We start from the raw sequence: 16,893 nt of genomic DNA on the forward strand, positions 1-16,893 counted from the left end.
GAAAAACGTTATGAACATCACCAGAGAAAACATCGATGATTTGAATGCTGTTGTCACACTAACCGTTGAAAAAAACGATTATGAGGCAACGGTGAACGAAGCACTGAAGGATTACCGTAAGAAAGCTAATATGCCTGGCTTCCGTCAAGGGAAGGTTCCTGCTGGGCTAATCAAAAAAATGTACGGAAAATCGCTCCTGGCCGAAGAAGTAAACAAGATTCTTAGTCGCGAGCTCATGAAATATATCAGCGAGGAAAAACTGGATATTCTGGGCGAACCGCTTCCTAACGAAGAGAAACAGCCGGCTATTGACTGGGACAAAGACGAAAACTTCGAGTTTGTTTTCGACATTGCGATGTCTCCCGAAATCAATGTCACGCTCGATAAGCGCAGGAAACTTCCTTACTATCTCATCAAGGTTGATGACGAGCTGATCGACAAACAGGTAGAAAGCTACACCAACCGTTTCGGCACCAACGTCGCAGCTGAAGAGGTAGGCGAAAAAGAGACCATGCGTGGTGACTTCGTTGAGTTGGATGCTGAAGGAAACGTTGTAGAAGGCGGCATCGAAGCTAAAGATGTTCTGGTTTCAGTTGACCTGATTAAAAATGAAGACATCAAAAAACAGTTCATTGGAGCTAAAGTTGGTGATGTGATTCGTTTCGATCCGAAAGTTGCTTTCGAGAATGACCACGAAGTAGGTCACATGCTGAACCTGGATCACGATGCTTCTCATGCGCTGAATGCTGAATTCAACTATACCATCAATGTTATCAACACGTTCGTTCCCGCTGAGGTGAATGAAGAGATGGTAACTAAAATTTATGGCGAAGATTCGGAAGTGAAGACCGTAGAAGATATGCGGAATAAAATCGCGGAAGAATTGAAGGATAACCTGGTATATTCAAGCGATTACCGCTTCCTGGTTGATGCGAAAGAAGTACTGACCAAGAGCGCTAAAATTGAATTGCCTGAAGCATTCCTGAAACGCTGGTTGGTGGCTACCAACGAGAATCTGACTGCAGAACAAATTGACACGGACTTTGAAAACTTCCGTACCGATCTCGAATGGCAGCTAATTAAGAACAAGCTGGGTAAAGAGAACGAACTGAAAGTGGAAGAAGCTGAAATTCGTGACATGGCCCGCGAAATGGCATTGATGCAGTTCCGCCAGTACGGTATGATGGACGTACCGGACGAGCACCTCGACCAGTTTGCTAACTCGATTCTGCAGAATGAAGAAGAACGCCGCAGAATGGTAGAGAAAAAACTGGAAGACAAAATTCTGGAAGTCATCAAAGAAAAAGTAAACATCGAAGAAAAAGAGGTGAGCCAGGAAGAGTTCGACAAGCTCTTTGAAAAATAAACAGGCCAACCGCCTTTAATACCATATTTTTATAACTTTGTGGAGCGGGCCGTTCTCCGTGCAGTTAAAGCACAGAGAATTGTCCGGCATCACAAAGTTTTTTTATTTAAATCAATACAGTATGAATTCAAATAGTGACGAGTTTCGTAAATATGCGACCAAACACATGGGGATCAGCAGCCTGACCCTCGATCGCTATAATTCTGTTTACGCCAATTATATTTCCCCGACCATTATTGAGGAACGTCAGATGAATGTTGCCTCTATGGACGTGTTTTCCCGTCTGATGATGGACCGCATCATCTTCCTCGGTGTTCCCATCGACGATTATGTGGCCAATATCATTCAGGCACAGTTGCTTTTCCTTGAATCATCTGACCCGGGAAAAGATATCCAGATTTATTTCAACTCTCCGGGAGGTTCGGTTCACGCCGGTTTGGGAATTTACGATACCATGCAATACATTGGCTGCGATGTAGCAACAATCTGTACCGGAATGGCGGCATCGATGGCTGCTGTGCTGATGACTGCCGGAACTGATGGGAAACGTTCAGCGCTTCCACACTCCCGCATCATGATTCACCAGCCTATGGGTGGTGCACAGGGACAAGCTTCCGATATCGAAATCACGGCCCGCGAAATCATGAAACTGAAAAAGGAACTGTACGAGATCATTGCTTATCACAGCAAACAACCTTTTGAACAAGTCGAGAAGGATTCGGACCGTGACTACTGGATGACTGCACAGGAAGCCAAGGATTACGGAATGATTGACGATATTCTGACAAGAGATAAAGTGAAGAAATAAAGAAAACGATTTCTTGAAAATAGATAAAGGGGTGAAGAGCCAACGGTTTTTCAGCTCCTTTTTTCGATAAAACAGCATATGGATAGATGTTCATTTTGTGGTAGAGAAAAGAAAGATGTTAATCTTTTGATTGCCGGTATGGAAGGTCACATTTGTGACAACTGTATCGAGCAGGCTCATGCCATTATTGAAGAGGAATTCAAAAAGAGCGACGGATTTGACCTGAGCGGTATTGAGTTGAAGAAACCCAGGGAGATTAAAGAATTTCTCGACCAATACGTTATTGGACAGGACGATGCTAAAAAGATTCTTTCGGTAGCCGTTTACAATCACTACAAACGGTTAAACCAAAAGGTAGAGGATGACGGAACCGAAATTGAAAAATCGAACATCATCCTGGTTGGTCCTACCGGGACCGGAAAAACATTGCTGGCCAAAACCATTGCCCGGATGCTGCATGTGCCGTTCACGATAGTGGATGCCACGGTATTGACCGAAGCCGGTTATGTGGGCGAAGACATTGAAAGTTTGCTCACCCGTCTGCTCCAGGCAGCCGACTACAATATTGAAGCTGCTGAGCGTGGCATTGTTTTCGTTGATGAGATTGACAAAATTGCCCGTAAAGGTGATAATCCCTCTATCACGCGCGATGTTTCAGGCGAAGGTGTTCAGCAAGGGTTATTGAAACTGCTGGAAGGTGCGGTCGTGAATGTTCCACCGCAAGGTGGCCGTAAACACCCGGAACAAAAAATGATTCCGGTGGATACCAAAAATATCCTATTCATCTGTGGAGGTGCGTTCGAAGGCATTGATCGGAAAATCGGTCAGCGACTGAACACCAAAGTGGTGGGTTACAATGCCAGCAAGGATACCGAAAAAATCGATCGGGAAAACCTGCTGCAATATGTATCACCGCAGGACCTTCGCTCATACGGACTCATTCCTGAAATCATCGGTCGTCTGCCCGTTCTGACTTATCTCAGCCAACTGGATCGGGAAGCCCTTCGCCGCATATTAATCGAACCCAAAAACTCCATCATCAAGCAGTACATCAAGCTGTTTCATATGGATAACATCAAACTCGAATTTGCGGATGACACCCTTGATTACATTGTTGACAAGGCCATCGAGTTTAAGCTGGGCGCCCGCGGATTGCGTTCCATCTGCGAAACCATCATGATTGATGCCATGTATGATATGCCATCAACCGAAGAAGGTGAAGCAGAAATCGTTATCGAGAAAGAATTTGCCAGCGAGAAGATTAATCGCCTGAGTGCAACCCGCCTCAAAGCAAGCTAAGCTGTTTTCGAAAACAACATAAAAAAGGGTGCCCGTTTTGGACACCCTTTCTTGTTATTCGGGCAATGCTTCGTCCGTAATAAATTTATCGGGTATTTCCTTTTGCGCCTTAGCACCGAGCACCCTGATTTTTTCCGCTGTCCGCACCAGGTTGCCCCGACCGGTATGCAACTTATTCATTGCTTTGTCGTAATTGTCGCGGGCACTATCCAGCCCCTTTCCAATTTTCTCCAAATCAATGATGAAATTGACAAATTTATCATACAATGACCCACTCTGCTGGGCAATTTCTATCGCATTACGTGTCTGGTTCTCCTGCCGCCAAATGGATGCAATGGTCCGGAGCGAGGCAAGCAAAGTAGAAGGACTGACAATCACAACCTTATTGTCCCAGGCATAGCCAAACAAATCCTGATCCTGTTGAACTGCAACGCTAAATGACGACTCAATGGGCAAAAAGAGCAGAACAAAGTCCGGTACATTTAAATTCTTTGCCGATGGATAATGTTTCTCGCTCAACGTTTTCACATGCGTGCGCAGCGACAGCAGATGTTCCTTCATCGCTTTTTCACGTTCTTCATCAGTCGTCGCGTTTACCAATCGCTCATAAGCAACCAGCGAAACCTTGGAATCGATAATCAAATGCTTCTTATCAGGAAGATGCACAATCACGTCGGGACGAATAACTTTCCCTTCCATGTTCGTATCCACTACCTCACGTTCAAACTCCTGCCCTTCCGTCAGGCCTGAACGTTCGAGTACACGTTCCAGTACAATCTCGCCCCAGTTTCCCTGCTTCTTCACATCACCTTTTAATGCTTGGGTCAGATTTTGCGCATCGGTTGAAATCTTCAGATTCAAATCCTGCAGCTTTTTTAATTCAGCTTTCAGATCGGTCTGATCCTTCAAGCCTTTTTCGTAGGTGTCTTCCACCTTCTTTTCGAATAGCTGAATCTTCTCCTTCAGTGGATTGAGAATATCCGAGATATTTTTCTGGTTGACTGTGGTAAATTCCTTCGAGTTTTCTTTCAGTATTTTCCCGGCAATATTTTCGAATTCGGTCGTGAACTTCTTCTGAATCTGTTCCAGCTCTTTGGCCTGATTTTCCAACTTTTCCTGCATGTTTCGCAAGTCGGTCTGTGCCTCAGCCAAATGCCGATTCAAAATTTCGCTTTTCTCCCGCTCCCCATTCAATACCTTTTTCCACTCCTCCAGCTCCAATTTAAGTGAATTGGTCTGTTGTTCCGCCAGCGATTTTTCCTTATCGGCGGAAGCCAATTGGGTCATAAATTCCTGCTCCGTTTTTGCCAAATTTTGTGCTCCAACCATTTCAGCAGCTTTGACTTTGGAACGTTGAATAAGCCAGCCGATTGCCACACCAACAACAACTCCTGTAACTAAAAAAACAATTTCCATTTTGCGTTGAGATTTCAGGTTTGCTTAAAGGTATAAAAAAAGCGCACGCATCGTTTCAACCGATGGTGCGCCAACTATTTTGTTGTAATTATTTTCAGGGAATCCGGTAAATAATCGAATTGATTATCATTCCCGCACCAACAGATGTGAGAACAATATTATCGCCTGAATTAAATGTATGATCCTCCATCTTGCCTTTGCTGATCAAATCAAACAGCGTAGGCACCGTTGCTGAAGAGGAGTTACCAAATTTACGGATGGTCATTGGCATCAAATCCTTCGGATAGCTTCGCTTACCATAGAGTTTGAACAAACGCCCGAGAATGGCATCATCCATTTTTTCATTGGCCTGATGAATCAACACTTTGCTCACATCCTCCAGTCCAAGACCCGCATCTTCCAGACTTTTCCTCACAACTCCGGGAACAACGGATAAGGCATAAACATATACTTTGTTACCCATCATCCGGATATACAACTCATTTCCGTCGTAAGCCGGATTGACCGATTCAGCCATTTTTAGCCACTCTCCACCATCAATGGCATCGGCGCGACTGGCATGTGATATAATGCCGACCGGTACATCGCTTTCGCGGGCTTCCACAATCACCGCTCCCGCACCATCGGAAAAAATCATCGAATCACGATCATGCGGATCACGTACGCGAGAATTAACGTCCGAGCCGATAACCAGGCCACGCTTGAAATTGCCACTCTTAATGTAAGAGTCGGCGACAATCATCGCCGTGGTCCATCCGGGACATCCGGCTACTACATCATGACACATACATGCCGGATTCTTGATGTTCAGCATCCGTTTCACTCGCGTGGAAATGGGAGGCATGATATCGGTACGCGGGTTGTTTATGTCCATGTCGCCAAAGTTGTTGGCCACAATCAGGAAATCGAATGATTCAGCGTCGTACCCGGAAGACTCGATGGCGTCTTTCGCTGCAAAGGCTGCCAAATCACTTGTTTTGTGTTCCGGCTCTGCATAACGGCGCTCTTCGATATTGGTAATTTCGTTAAATTTTTGAATGATCTCGGCGTTCGGCCGATCAAACTTCTCTCCGGTTGCCGGGTCGTGAAACTCCCAATCAAGGAAATGGTCGTTCGGTATTACTACTGGAGGAATATACGAACCACTACCGACAATAACGGTATAAAGCTTCTTATCCATACAATTTAATTTTTCCCCGTTGGGGGAGTATTATGAATTTTTTCCAGTCGAAAATCAGTACCGTCATATACACCGTAAGAATACTCCCTAATCCATTCTCCCAATAAAAACAACTTGCTCTCCTCATTCAGGTTGTATTCGAGTGCCAGGTGACGGTGTCCAAAAACAAAGTAATCAACGTGTTTTCCCTCGTTAATCATTTTCCGGGCAAACGAAATCTGTTCCTCCTTCTCTTCGCCCATGAATTTTGCTCCTTCAATTCCGTTGGACAATCGGCTGTGTTTCGACCAGCGATGCGCCAGGCCAAAAGCAAAATTGGGGTGAAGTCTGGAAAATAACCACTGAGCTGTGCGATTATGAAAGAGGGACTTGATAAACATGTAGCCTTTATCGGAAGGATTCAGGCCGTCGCCATGTGCCAGAAAAAATCGTTTGCCCTTTATCTCGGTTTCAAACGGCTCCCGGTGGACAATAACTCCGGTTTCGGACGGTAAATAATCAAACACCCATACGTCGTGATTTCCTGTAAAGAAATGCACAGGAATGCCTTTATCTGTTATTTCTGCTATTTTCCCCAGTACCCTGACGAATCCGCGAGGAGCGACTCTTTTGTACTCAAACCAAAAGTCGAAAATATCCCCCATCAGGAAAATCATCTCGGCATCGCGACTGATCTCCTCAAGCCATGAGACAAACAGCTTTTCCCGCTCACGATTGTTCTTTAAAGCCGGTGCCCCAAGATGCACATCCGACACGAAATATATTTTGTTGCGAGACGTCACCCTACTACCTGTATACGAATCTATTTCTCATTTCAAAATCACTGCAAATATAGATGTAAAAACGAAGAATTCAAGTGTAAAAATGCTTTGCAGCACTGTTTTCATCCGGTATAAAAAGAAAAAAGACCAACTCTGCGCTGGTCTTTTTCCGGATTATTTCGAATGAAATATCACTTCAAATATTTTTGCAACGCATTGTTAAGAGCCGGCCCCATCAGGTTTTTAGCCAGAATGGAACCATCCTTGCCCAACAGATAGTTGGAAGGAATGGATTGGATGTTGTAATTTCTTACAGCCTGAGCACTCCCCTCCATGTCCCCAACATTCGTCCAGTCGAGATGATCTGCCTCAATCGCATTGATCCATGCTGTACGGCTGGTATCGATACTCACCTGGTAAATATCGAATCCCTTCGGATGATATTTGCGGTAATTGGCCACCAAAACAGGATTCATAACGCGTGAATCACGATCCTGTCCGGCCCAAAACTGAACCAAAACATATTTCCCGCGCATCGATGAAAGTGAAACTTCCTTTCCATTAATGTTCGGCAGCGTGATATCAGGACTATTCTGACCTGCCTCTTTTATCAACTGCGTCATTTTGCGACTGTTCTCCTGACGCATAATTTGTAGCGTGTTGGAATGCAATGCTTTTACCTGGCTGCTGTTCGGAAACATGGCCGACAATGCCGATGCTGCTACTTTCATTGTATGTAAATCCTGAACAATGAAATTACCGTCGTCCCATTTTTGGTAAAGCGCCATCACACTTGCCAACGAAAACGGATGGTCCATTACGAATTTCTTAAGGTAAGCCGCGTGCTTGTTTTTCAACGCTACATACTCGTCATTCCACTGTTTCCGCTCACTGTCGTAATTCGCATCCTGTTTATGCGTATCGAACAGATTGCTGAGAGAATCGAGTTGGTGCTTTACGTCGGTATAATGTATATTCAGTTCTCTGACCAGTTTTGAACCTAAAGACCCCTTCACCGAATAATCCGACGGAAGGTTTTGATAGCTTCCGGCTACGGTTGCATGCTCCGTTGAATCGAGCAACAGGGTCACGAAGTTGTGATCATTGAATTTCAACAGGTAGAACGTGGGCTCTGTCGCATTGCCTTTGAGCTCGAACTGTCCTTTATTGTCCACTTTCACCGAATCAACCGGAATCTGTGAACTAACTTTCAGCTCATTCAGGTATATCATTTTTCCGTTGGCGCCGTTGATGGTTCCCGAAACAGAAAAATTGGTTTTTTCTCCGCACGAATAGAGCAGAAAAAGAATGGCTACTGCAAAAAACAATTTTTTCATGTGCTGTTTTCTTTTCTTCAAAGGTTAAGGTGCCTTCTCGTCATTCCAGTAAATCGAAAAGCTTTATCTCACCTGTGGTTTTAGTCTGACGCAAACTCCGGACGATTGTCACCCGGATTTTGCGTGTCGGTTTGCATCGTCGTATTCACAAAATAAGACAGCTATGCAGGGAGCAAAAATATAAATTCCGCGGATAACTTAACATCTTCCGAAAGGTTTGTAAAACATTCCCTGCCGATTAGCTGTTTTTCTGAACCTCCGACATACTTATTTTTCTTTATTTTTGTCGCGAATAAAATTTACCACAAGTGGAGATTCATAACGGACTTGAACATTTTAGTGCCGGCAAACCGGTGATTACCATAGGAACGTTCGACGGAGTGCATCTGGGACACCGACAGGTTATTTCCCGTTTAAAGAAAATTGCCGATTCGGTTAATGGGGAGTCGGTGATTTTTACGTTCTATCCGCATCCCAGGTTAGTCGTTAGCCCCGAGGAAAATAATCTGCGCTTACTGACAACCCGGGACGAAAAAATTGAGTTACTAAAGGAAATTGGCATCGACCATTTGGTTGTTTTTCCGTTTACCAACGAATTTTCCAAACTTTCTTACGAAGATTTTGTCCGGACGGTTTTGGTCGAGAAAATGAACATCAGCCACCTGGTGGTTGGGTACGATCACAAGCTGGGAAGGAACCGCGAGGGAAACTATACGGTACTGAAAGAACTTTCGAAAGAACTTCATTTTACCATTGAACAGCTTGATGTACTCCTGATGGAGGATGTCAATGTCAGTTCGACGAAAATACGGCAGTCGCTGGAAACAGGGGACGTGGCCAGAGCCAATCGTTATCTGGGATACGATTATACCCTAACCGGGAAAGTCATTGCCGGTAATCAGCTGGGACGTAAACTGGGATTTCCAACGGCTAACATCGAAACGCTTGATGAGCACAAACTTATTCCACATGACGGCGTTTATGCTGTAAGAGTAAAAGTTGACAATACCTATTACAAAGGAATGCTGAATATCGGAACGCGTCCGACGATAAGCCATAATGCAGATCATCGCAGCATTGAAGTACATATTTTTGATTTCAATGAGGATATTTACCTGCATGAACTAACACTTTACTTTGTGGGAAAAATCCGCGACGAGCATAAATTCGACTCAGTGGATGCATTACGCGAACAGCTGGAAAAGGACCAAGAAAGTGCGCAAAAAATCCTTTCAGGTCAATAAGCTTTCCACCATTAATATGGTTGATTGTCAGCCTTCGGTTTCGTTCTATTTTTGTTAATTTTGTGTGATTATTAATATCGTTTAAATATGAGTGTTGTAACTGATACCAAAACAGATTATAAAGTCAGGGATATTTCGCTGGCCGATTTCGGAAGAAAAGAGATTGAGATTGCCGAGAAGGAAATGCCCGGACTGATGTCCATCCGTGCCAAACACGGGAAAGAAAAGCCGCTGGCCGGTGCCCGCATCATGGGGTCTTTGCACATGACCATCCAGACTGCCGTTTTAATTGAAACATTGGTAGAACTGGGTGCCGAAGTCCGTTGGGCTTCCTGTAATATTTTCTCCACACAGGATCACGCTGCCGCTGCCATCGCTGCTGCCAACGTACCTGTTTTCGCCTGGAAAGGTGAAACACTGGAAGAGTACTGGTGGTGTACGGAGCGCGCGCTGGATTTCGGCGATGGAAAAGGCCCGCACCTGATTGTTGATGACGGTGGCGATGCTACTTTGATGGTGCATCTGGGTTACAAAGCAGAGAAAGATGCTTCTGTTCTGGAGAAAGAAACAGAAGGCGAAGACGAGGTTGAGTTGCATAAAGCACTGAAGCGTATTTTGAGTGAAAACCCAAATCGTTGGGCTAACGCTGTGAAAGACCTGAAGGGTGTTTCGGAAGAAACCACTACCGGTGTTCACCGTCTTTACCAGATGATGGAACGCGGCGAATTGCTTTTCCCCGCCATTAACGTAAACGATTCGGTTACCAAATCGAAATTCGATAACACTTACGGTTGCCGCGAGTCGTTGGCTGACGGTATCAAGCGCGCTACCGATGTGATGATTGCCGGTAAAGTAGTTGTGGTTTGTGGTTATGGCGACGTTGGTAAAGGTTGTGCCCGCTCGATGCGTGGTTACGGTGCTCGTGTGGTCGTTACCGAGATTGACCCGATTTGCGCTCTTCAGGCTGCCATGGAAGGTTTCGAAGTGAAAACCGTTGAAGATGCGCTGAGCGAAGGTAATATCTACGTGACCACCACCGGAAACAAAGATATCATTACCGCCGAGCATATGTCTCAGATGAAAGATCAGGCAATTGTCTGCAACATCGGTCACTTCGATAATGAAATTCAGGTATCGAAACTGGAATCATGGCCAGGAATCAACAAAAAGAATATCAAGCCGCAGGTTGACAAATACGAATATCCTGACGGACATTCTATCTTCCTCCTGGCTGAAGGTCGTCTGGTGAATTTGGGATGTGCCACTGGTCACCCGTCATTCGTGATGAGTAATTCATTTACCAACCAAACACTGGCTCAGCTCGACCTCTGGAAAAATGATTACAAAACAGATGTTTACCGTCTTCCCAAACACCTCGACGAAGAGGTAGCACGTCTCCACCTGGAACAGTTGGGTGTGAAGATGACAAAGTTGACGAAAGAACAGGCTGATTATCTCGGCGTTCCGGAAAACGGACCATTCAAACCCGACCATTACCGCTATTAATTGGCAACTGGAAACATATAAAAAAGGGATGGCCGCCGAATAGCCATCCCTTTTCTATTTTACTGAGAAAGAATTTAGTTATGCACCCACAATCTTCCCCCTGTCGATGTAACTTGATATCGATGAAGATTTCGGGTAGCAGGCCCTTCAATCGGATAACCACCACCGAAAAGGCTGTATTGTGAACCACAACACGAACATGTAGCGATTCCACTGTCATCGGGGGTAACCGTACAACCAGCCTGCGCTTCGTACGGACAACAGGTGTCGAAAGCATAAAACCCATTGCCGTTATTCATGACAATAATCCCGGTGTACCCTTTAGCAAACACCTCGTAATTACCGGGAACAGAGAGATCATTATGCGTTGCCAGGTTGATATAAAAATCCACCTGAACATAGGGAATTAACTGTTGCTGATCCTTCTTACAGCTGCTCGCAGTTAGAAGAAACAATACGATCAAACTAAATTGCAGCAATGGCTTCGATAATCCCTTCAACATTTTTAGTATATTTAGCAACACAGCAGCAAATTTAGAAAAATGCCAAGCAACATTGTTTTACTTACAGAAATAAATACTGCCGGATTCGGTGATTATATCTTCCTGATACTGGTAATTGTAGCTTCCGTAGTACAGGCTATTGTGCAACAGCGCAAAAAGCAACGGCTGAAACAAATGGAAGATAACGGCGAACAGTATAATCACGAAGAACCCAAACGGCAACGCGAGGTATACAATCCAATGGATGAACAACGTGAAGATCCGTTCGGTACGTTATTCGACCATATGGAAGAGATGTTTGACCCGGTACAATACCCTTCCAACGAGCCCGAACCGCAAATGGAACCCTCGTATGATACTGGTAAACCGGAAATCGATCAGAAAAAAGTTGAAGAAATTCTGAAGAAAGCACAAGCGACGAAAATGCCGGGAGACATTACGGCTCCATCGGTCTATCATAAAGAGAAAAAGGACTCACTCAGGAAAAATATCCGACGAGATTTTGACCCGCGAAAAGCTGTGATCTATTCCGAAATAATCAACCGTAAGTATTGAAAATGGAATAGTTGCGTTTTTCGTGAAAAAACATTTTTTACAACATCCTTCGTGGGATATTCAGGAAAAACCTTAAATTTGTGTTTTAGCAAAAGGAAGAGTTCCGTTTTTTTCGGGATTCTTCTTGTTTTTTTTATGTGTTAACGAAAAATCATAAGTCAAATGGCAAAGGTTACGTATATAACTGCTGAAGGTTTAAAAAAATTGAAAGCTGATCTGGAACAACTGATGTCGGTTGAACGGCCGGCAATTTCAAAGCAGATAGGTGAAGCCATTGAAAAAGGCGATATTTCGGAGAATGCTGAGTATGATGCGGCCAAAGATGCCCAGGGTATGCTCGAGGCGAAAATTGCCAAACTTCAGGAACAGGTAGCCAACGCCCGCATTATCGACCAATCGAAAATTGATTGTTCTTCCGTTCAGATTCTGAACAAGGTGACCATCAAGAATAAAAAGAATAATGCCGTAATGGCTTATACCATTGTGTCGGAACATGAAGCCGATTTGAAAGCCGGCAAAATCAGCGTCAACACTCCCATTGCCCAAGGATTGCTGGGAAAGAAAATTGGCGACGAGGTCGAGATACAAGTTCCCTCGGGTGTTATTCCATTCGAAGTGGTAAATATTGAAATGGGTGTTTAGTACCGATAAAGCGTTAATTCATGGCAAGCATTTTCACGAAAATAGTTGAAGGCGAAATTCCGGCATATAAAGTAGCGGAAGATGAAAATTACCTGGCCTTCCTCGATATTTTTCCTCTGGCCAAAGGGCATGTACTGGTTATTCCTAAGAAAGAAGTAGATTATCTTTTCGACCTGGATGATGAGTTGTATGCCGGTTTGCAGTTATTTGCCAAACGGGTGGCCGTGGCGTTGAAGAAAGCCATTCCTTGTAAAAAAGTGGGTGTTGCTGTATTGGGACTGGAAGTGCCTCATGCTCATATTCATCTGGTGCCCATGCAAAGTGAGAAAGACATCAATTTTTCCAATCCGAAGTTGAAACTATCGGAAGAGGAATTCAAAGAAATTACAGAAAAGATTAAAAAGGAATTATAATACAGCTTATTATCTGCCTGTTACAACAAAGGGATTGCATTTGCAGTCCCTTTTTATTTTTTACTGGTACCAATTTCATTTGATTCTGTCCGGATTTTTCCGGATAAACTCTTCCCAGCTATTATATGATTTTCCCTTGGCGGGATTTCTTCCCTGCAGGTAGTGGCACACCGCTGCCGCCAAACCATCAGTAGCATCCAACTCCTTTGGACGTATTTCCATGTTGAACATCTGTTTCAGGAAATAGGCAACCTGTTCTTTCGATGCAGAACCACTTCCGGTGATGGCCTGTTTGATTTTCAACGGAGCATATTCAAAAATCGGAACACCGCGATACAATGCTGCTGCCATAGCCACCCCCTGTGCACGCCCCAGCTTCAGCATCGACTGTACATTCTTCCCGTAAAACGGAGCTTCCAAAGCGGCCTCATCCGGCTGAAAAGCATCCACCAAATAGAGGGTCCGCTCAAAAATGTGACGAAGCTTTTGATAGTGATCGCCAAATCCGGACGTCTTCACCACACCCAACGTCACAATCTGAGCTTTTGTACCAACAACTTTTATTACTCCGTACCCCATCACGTTCGAACCAGGGTCTATTCCTAATATGGTTTTTTCTTTTTCCAATACAATTAAATTTCGGTTCGAATTTACCGGTTTTATCAGCGAAAAGAAGTGTGAATTGTAAAAAATAAAAAAAACGAATCTGTTCATTCACCACTCAGATCGGTACTTTCACCACCCAGATCCGTACGTTCATCAAAAAGTTGAGAAATCGGGGTTACCCTATGACCAAAATTAGCATAAAGTATAAATGCACATCTTATGACCTTGCTGAAATGAAAGAACTAGTCCCCGGGAAAAATGACTCCCTGCTATTGAAGACCTGGAAACTGGCAGCCATCGTTGCCATGATTTACTTAACCGCAATATCCATTTTCTGGTACATGAAAAAATTCGATTTTGTTGTTCTGGTCTTTGTCCTCTTCTCGTTCGTACATTTTTTGGTTCGCGAAGTAGAATCATAGATTTTTCTCCAACCTACTTCTCCCTAAGTGTCCGGAATCTTTTTCGTGCCTCTTCGATATAAATACTGCCGGGATGATTCAAAACAATGTCCTTATAAACAGCTTTGGCCTTATCCGGAAGATTCAACTTCTCTTGATATAACTGCCCAAGCCTGAAACGGGCTTCCTCGCAATTTCTTCCTTCGGGATACCTTGCCAATAAATCACTGTACACTTTTGCTGCCTCAGGGTATTTCTGAAGCTTCACCAAAATTTCTGCCTTACGGGAAAGCACCTCCTCAACTAAATCGCTGCTAGGAAACTTCTGTTGCAACGAATCGAGTACCGAAAGTGCCTGCTCCGTGCGATTGCAAAACAGATTCAAATCCGCGCGAGCCAGCATTTGCAAATCGCTGTTCAGCGAATCAGGTGCTTCATGGCTCTCTATAAGTAAAGAGAGTGCCAGCGCATCGTTGGCTGTTAGCTTCGCCGTACTTCCTTTTAAAATATCCATTTGGGCCTTTACCCAATTAAAATCGCCCATGTAGTAAGCCAATTTTGCTCTTTTGAATTTCGCCTCATCGGCCAGGGCCGTTCCCCTCATTGCCTTGTCTACCTGAGCATACAATAAAACCGCTTCCCAATAATCGCCCGCACACACATTGCAATCGGCCAGTTCCACCTTCAGCGCGCCTCTTTGTGCCTGATTCAGTCCCTGCATCTTTTCAGCTTTTTTCAGCAAACTGATGGCTTTATCGGGTTGATACCGGTAGAATGCCAAAAAACGGGCATAGTCTTCCATTAAAAACAGGGTGTAACGGTCTTCTCCCAGCTGATGAAATGTTTCCTGAAATAATTGATCCAGACTATCAACAGCTGTTCGTCGCTCAGGAAAGTCGGCCAGAAAATGTTGGTAGGCAACTTGTGTTTGCCTCAACTGAGCTTCTTCCCGGTAGGAATTGTCGCCTTTTCGGTTTTTCAGGTAATCGTATGCCCGAAGTGCTTCGGAATAAGCTCCGCCTTTGGCTGCCAATTGAGCCAGATTCAACAAAATAGAAGCTTCGTTTCCGGTTCTCCGATCGAGAGCCAGTGCCTGACTTAGTGCTGCCGAATAATTTTTTTGCTGAATGAGAAACCAAACATACAATTTGCTGTACACCACATTACCAGGCTGTGCCTGCAAACGAGCCAGAATTGTCTTCTGCATTTCATCCTTTAGCTCTCCATCGATATCGTAGTAAAATGCGGTCATTAATCGCCCCTCAACAATGGTTAGTGCTTTAGGTTGCGATTTCAGCAAATCGAGATAAGCATTCAGCATCAACGGATAATTCCGGGTACGGAAATAAATTTGTGCCAGCTCGTAATGAAATTCCTGCGAAGGAAATTTCTTTTGCGCTTCCTGGTAGACCCTGGCCGCCCAATCCATTTCACCCAACGTATAAAAAGCATTTCCCAGCTCAACAATACGCGAACGTTCCGGTTGAAGACCGTCGATAGCTTGTTGGTAACTCTCCTGCGCACGTTTATTATCTCCTTCCCGACTATACACGTATCCCTGCCATACCAGGTATTTAGGCCGTTTACTTTCCCTAAACTTCTGACGGATGGTTTTTAAGGCCGTTTTATAATCAGCCGATTCAACTAAACATCGCAGGTAATACTCAAAGTAGGCATCGGCTCCGGTATCGTTGTAAAGGGATTTGAAAAGCTCGGCTGCCTTGTCATATTTCTGCTCCTGGTAATAGCGATTGGCCTGCTCTCGAATCATCACCTTCGCATCCTTTTTCTGGGAAAATCCTTGAGGAATACCTGTGAAAAAGAAAAGGAATGTCAGGAGGCAAAAGTATATCGTAAAGGAAGTTTGTCCCTTTTTCATTTTAAATCGAGGTTAGAGAATTCTTCAATCTCACCGGCTGAAAATCGTTTATTCTTCTTTCGGGCGTTCGCTATGCTCACATTCAATTCAAATCCCACCAACAAAATTACTGCATTGAAATAAATCCAAATCATCACCACGAGCAACGTACCAATGGAACCATAGAGTTTGTTATAACGCCCAAAATTATTGATGTAAAAAGAAAATCCCAGGGAAGTAATCAATGAAAGAATAGCTGCCAGGCTCACCCCGGCTGAAATGAAACGAAACTTGGACTTCCGCGCGGGAGCGTAATAGAATAAAAACGCAAAGGTGAAAAAGAACATCGCACAAATGACCAGCCACTTACCGACCTGCAGTAAATAGTACGTAAAGTCTTTTACCAGAATATGCTTCTCGACCAGAAAATTAAGTGCTAACTGTCCGAAAGTGATCAACGCAATTCCGACCGTCATCAATAATGTGAGAATGATAACCAGAGCCAACGAAACTACCCGCTGGTTCCACCACGAGCGGGTATCCATTTCGTGTACCGTCGCATTGAATGCTGAAATCAACGAATCAACTCCATTCGTAGCGAAAATCAGGGCGAAAAAGAAACCGAACGACAATAATCCACCGTGTGGTTGCGTAACGATATCCTCCACCGTACTGCTAATGGCTTCAAAAGCGTTCTGCGGAACAATGCTCTCAATCAACCCCAGTAATTCCGACTGAAAATTCTCAATGGGAACGTAGGGTATTAAAGTAAAGATGAAAATGATGGCCGGAAACATGGCCAAAATAATATTAAAAGCAATAGCTGAAGCCCTTGTGGTGATGGAACCATTTTCAATTCCTTTCCAGAAAAACAGACCAACATCGTAAAGGGGTACATCTTCAAAAATTGGTAATGAAATCTTCTTTGCCCGCTCCCGAATGTGTTCCAGCCGCTTGCGGACATATTCCTTCACTTCTGTCACAGGCATAAGCAAGCA

Annotated in this window: 17 protein-coding genes; 9 read left to right on the forward strand and 8 right to left on the reverse strand. The window is 44.3% G+C overall.

Annotation, left to right across the window (positions count from 1 at the left end; all coding sequences use genetic code 11):
* Positions 1–10 precede the first annotated feature (10 nt).
* From tig to clpX, 3 genes are all read left to right on the forward strand, one after another.
* The gene (gene tig / locus T426_RS0113690) at positions 11–1,366 is read left to right on the forward strand and encodes a trigger factor (RefSeq protein ID WP_025863130.1); all 1,356 of its coding nucleotides are present in this window, start codon (positions 11–13) and stop codon (positions 1,364–1,366) included.
* Positions 1,367–1,487: 121 nt separating this feature from the next.
* The gene (gene clpP, locus T426_RS0113695) at positions 1,488–2,174 is read left to right on the forward strand and encodes an ATP-dependent Clp endopeptidase proteolytic subunit ClpP (RefSeq protein WP_025863129.1); all 687 of its coding nucleotides are present in this window, start codon (positions 1,488–1,490) and stop codon (positions 2,172–2,174) included.
* Between the two features lie 78 nt (positions 2,175–2,252).
* Positions 2,253–3,473, forward strand: a complete 1,221-nt coding sequence (clpX, locus tag T426_RS0113700; protein WP_025863128.1) for an ATP-dependent Clp protease ATP-binding subunit ClpX — start codon at positions 2,253–2,255, stop codon at positions 3,471–3,473.
* Between the two features lie 54 nt (positions 3,474–3,527).
* Here the strand turns inward: clpX and T426_RS0113705 are convergent, their stop codons facing one another.
* The 4 genes from T426_RS0113705 to T426_RS0113720 form a co-directional block, all read right to left on the reverse strand.
* Positions 3,528–4,889: a DNA recombination protein RmuC gene (locus tag T426_RS0113705; protein WP_025863127.1), complete on the reverse strand. Its 1,362-nt coding sequence runs from the start codon at positions 4,887–4,889 to the stop codon at positions 3,528–3,530.
* Positions 4,890–4,983: 94 nt separating this feature from the next.
* Positions 4,984–6,069 carry a 3-oxoacyl-ACP synthase III family protein gene (locus T426_RS0113710; RefSeq protein WP_025863126.1) on the reverse strand — a complete coding sequence of 362 codons (1,086 nt, stop codon included), beginning with the start codon at positions 6,067–6,069 and terminating at the stop codon, positions 4,984–4,986.
* A gap of 5 nt (positions 6,070–6,074) precedes the next feature.
* Positions 6,075–6,824: a UDP-2,3-diacylglucosamine diphosphatase gene (locus T426_RS0113715; RefSeq protein WP_234406390.1), complete on the reverse strand. Its 750-nt coding sequence runs from the start codon at positions 6,822–6,824 to the stop codon at positions 6,075–6,077.
* A gap of 197 nt (positions 6,825–7,021) precedes the next feature.
* Entirely contained in the window at positions 7,022–8,167 is a 1,146-nt protein-coding gene (locus T426_RS0113720) for a TlpA disulfide reductase family protein (protein ID WP_027585852.1), read from the reverse strand.
* Positions 8,168–8,475: 308 nt separating this feature from the next.
* On the opposite strand from T426_RS0113720, the gene T426_RS0113725 reads away from it, so the two are divergent.
* Both T426_RS0113725 and ahcY read left to right on the forward strand, forming a co-directional pair.
* Entirely contained in the window at positions 8,476–9,411 is a 936-nt protein-coding gene (locus tag T426_RS0113725) for a bifunctional riboflavin kinase/FAD synthetase (protein ID WP_025863123.1), read from the forward strand.
* 87 nt (positions 9,412–9,498) lie between these two features.
* A complete protein-coding gene (ahcY, locus tag T426_RS0113730) occupies positions 9,499–10,917 on the forward strand; it encodes an adenosylhomocysteinase (RefSeq protein ID WP_027585853.1) in 1,419 nt (472 codons plus the stop codon).
* 74 nt (positions 10,918–10,991) lie between these two features.
* Here the strand turns inward: ahcY and T426_RS25205 are convergent, their stop codons facing one another.
* A complete protein-coding gene (locus tag T426_RS25205) occupies positions 10,992–11,420 on the reverse strand; it encodes a Rieske (2Fe-2S) protein (RefSeq protein ID WP_025863122.1) in 429 nt (142 codons plus the stop codon).
* A gap of 39 nt (positions 11,421–11,459) precedes the next feature.
* Here T426_RS25205 and T426_RS0113740 point away from each other — a divergent pair, with 39 nt between their 5' ends.
* The 3 genes from T426_RS0113740 to T426_RS0113750 all read left to right on the forward strand — a co-directional run bounded on the left by T426_RS0113740 (position 11,460) and on the right by T426_RS0113750 (position 13,030).
* The gene (locus T426_RS0113740; RefSeq protein WP_025863121.1) at positions 11,460–11,975 is read left to right on the forward strand and encodes a hypothetical protein; all 516 of its coding nucleotides are present in this window, start codon (positions 11,460–11,462) and stop codon (positions 11,973–11,975) included.
* Positions 11,976–12,137: 162 nt separating this feature from the next.
* Positions 12,138–12,617, forward strand: coding sequence for a transcription elongation factor GreA (gene greA / locus T426_RS0113745; RefSeq protein WP_025863120.1), 480 nt, complete (start codon positions 12,138–12,140; stop codon positions 12,615–12,617).
* Between the two features lie 20 nt (positions 12,618–12,637).
* Positions 12,638–13,030: an HIT family protein gene (locus T426_RS0113750; RefSeq protein WP_025863119.1), complete on the forward strand. Its 393-nt coding sequence runs from the start codon at positions 12,638–12,640 to the stop codon at positions 13,028–13,030.
* 75 nt (positions 13,031–13,105) lie between these two features.
* On the opposite strand, the gene ruvC is transcribed toward T426_RS0113750, so the two are convergent.
* Positions 13,106–13,657 (reverse strand): crossover junction endodeoxyribonuclease RuvC, encoded by a 552-nt coding sequence (gene ruvC / locus T426_RS0113755; RefSeq protein WP_025863118.1) that lies wholly within the window; start codon positions 13,655–13,657, stop codon positions 13,106–13,108.
* Positions 13,658–13,869: 212 nt separating this feature from the next.
* On the opposite strand from ruvC, the gene T426_RS0113760 reads away from it, so the two are divergent.
* Positions 13,870–14,058, forward strand: a complete 189-nt coding sequence (locus T426_RS0113760) for a hypothetical protein (RefSeq protein ID WP_025863117.1) — start codon at positions 13,870–13,872, stop codon at positions 14,056–14,058.
* Positions 14,059–14,071: 13 nt separating this feature from the next.
* Here T426_RS0113760 and T426_RS0113765 read toward each other — a convergent pair whose 3' ends face one another.
* Together T426_RS0113765 and T426_RS0113770 are read right to left on the reverse strand one after the other, a co-directional pair.
* Positions 14,072–15,916 (reverse strand): tetratricopeptide repeat protein, encoded by a 1,845-nt coding sequence (locus T426_RS0113765; protein ID WP_025863116.1) that lies wholly within the window; start codon positions 15,914–15,916, stop codon positions 14,072–14,074.
* Positions 15,913–16,884 carry a YihY/virulence factor BrkB family protein gene (locus T426_RS0113770; RefSeq protein WP_025863115.1) on the reverse strand — a complete coding sequence of 324 codons (972 nt, stop codon included), beginning with the start codon at positions 16,882–16,884 and terminating at the stop codon, positions 15,913–15,915. Before T426_RS0113770 ends, T426_RS0113765 begins: the two co-directional genes overlap by 4 nt.
* Positions 16,885–16,893: the final 9 nt, after the last annotated feature.

The organism is Prolixibacter bellariivorans ATCC BAA-1284 (genome assembly GCF_000621705.1).
Classification (GTDB): domain Bacteria; phylum Bacteroidota; class Bacteroidia; order Bacteroidales; family Prolixibacteraceae; genus Prolixibacter; species Prolixibacter bellariivorans.

Excerpts from the sequence above, each read along its gene's own strand:
- T426_RS25205 (WP_025863122.1), bottom strand. The coding sequence starts at position 11,420 with ATGTTGAAGGGATTATCGAAGCCATTGCTGCAATTTAGTTTGATCGTA.
- tig (WP_025863130.1), top strand. The coding sequence starts at position 11 with ATGAACATCACCAGAGAAAACATCGATGATTTGAATGCTGTTGTCACA.
- T426_RS0113710 (WP_025863126.1), bottom strand. The coding sequence starts at position 6,069 with ATGGATAAGAAGCTTTATACCGTTATTGTCGGTAGTGGTTCGTATATT.
- T426_RS0113740 (WP_025863121.1), top strand. The coding sequence starts at position 11,460 with ATGCCAAGCAACATTGTTTTACTTACAGAAATAAATACTGCCGGATTC.
- greA (WP_025863120.1), top strand. The coding sequence starts at position 12,138 with ATGGCAAAGGTTACGTATATAACTGCTGAAGGTTTAAAAAAATTGAAA.
- T426_RS0113765 (WP_025863116.1), bottom strand. The coding sequence starts at position 15,916 with ATGAAAAAGGGACAAACTTCCTTTACGATATACTTTTGCCTCCTGACA.
- T426_RS0113770 (WP_025863115.1), bottom strand. The coding sequence starts at position 16,884 with ATGCCTGTGACAGAAGTGAAGGAATATGTCCGCAAGCGGCTGGAACAC.
- T426_RS0113720 (WP_027585852.1), bottom strand. The coding sequence starts at position 8,167 with ATGAAAAAATTGTTTTTTGCAGTAGCCATTCTTTTTCTGCTCTATTCG.
- clpX (WP_025863128.1), top strand. The coding sequence starts at position 2,253 with ATGGATAGATGTTCATTTTGTGGTAGAGAAAAGAAAGATGTTAATCTT.
- T426_RS0113760 (WP_025863117.1), top strand. The coding sequence starts at position 13,870 with ATGAAAGAACTAGTCCCCGGGAAAAATGACTCCCTGCTATTGAAGACC.
- ahcY (WP_027585853.1), top strand. The coding sequence starts at position 9,499 with ATGAGTGTTGTAACTGATACCAAAACAGATTATAAAGTCAGGGATATT.
- clpP (WP_025863129.1), top strand. The coding sequence starts at position 1,488 with ATGAATTCAAATAGTGACGAGTTTCGTAAATATGCGACCAAACACATG.
- T426_RS0113750 (WP_025863119.1), top strand. The coding sequence starts at position 12,638 with ATGGCAAGCATTTTCACGAAAATAGTTGAAGGCGAAATTCCGGCATAT.
- T426_RS0113705 (WP_025863127.1), bottom strand. The coding sequence starts at position 4,889 with ATGGAAATTGTTTTTTTAGTTACAGGAGTTGTTGTTGGTGTGGCAATC.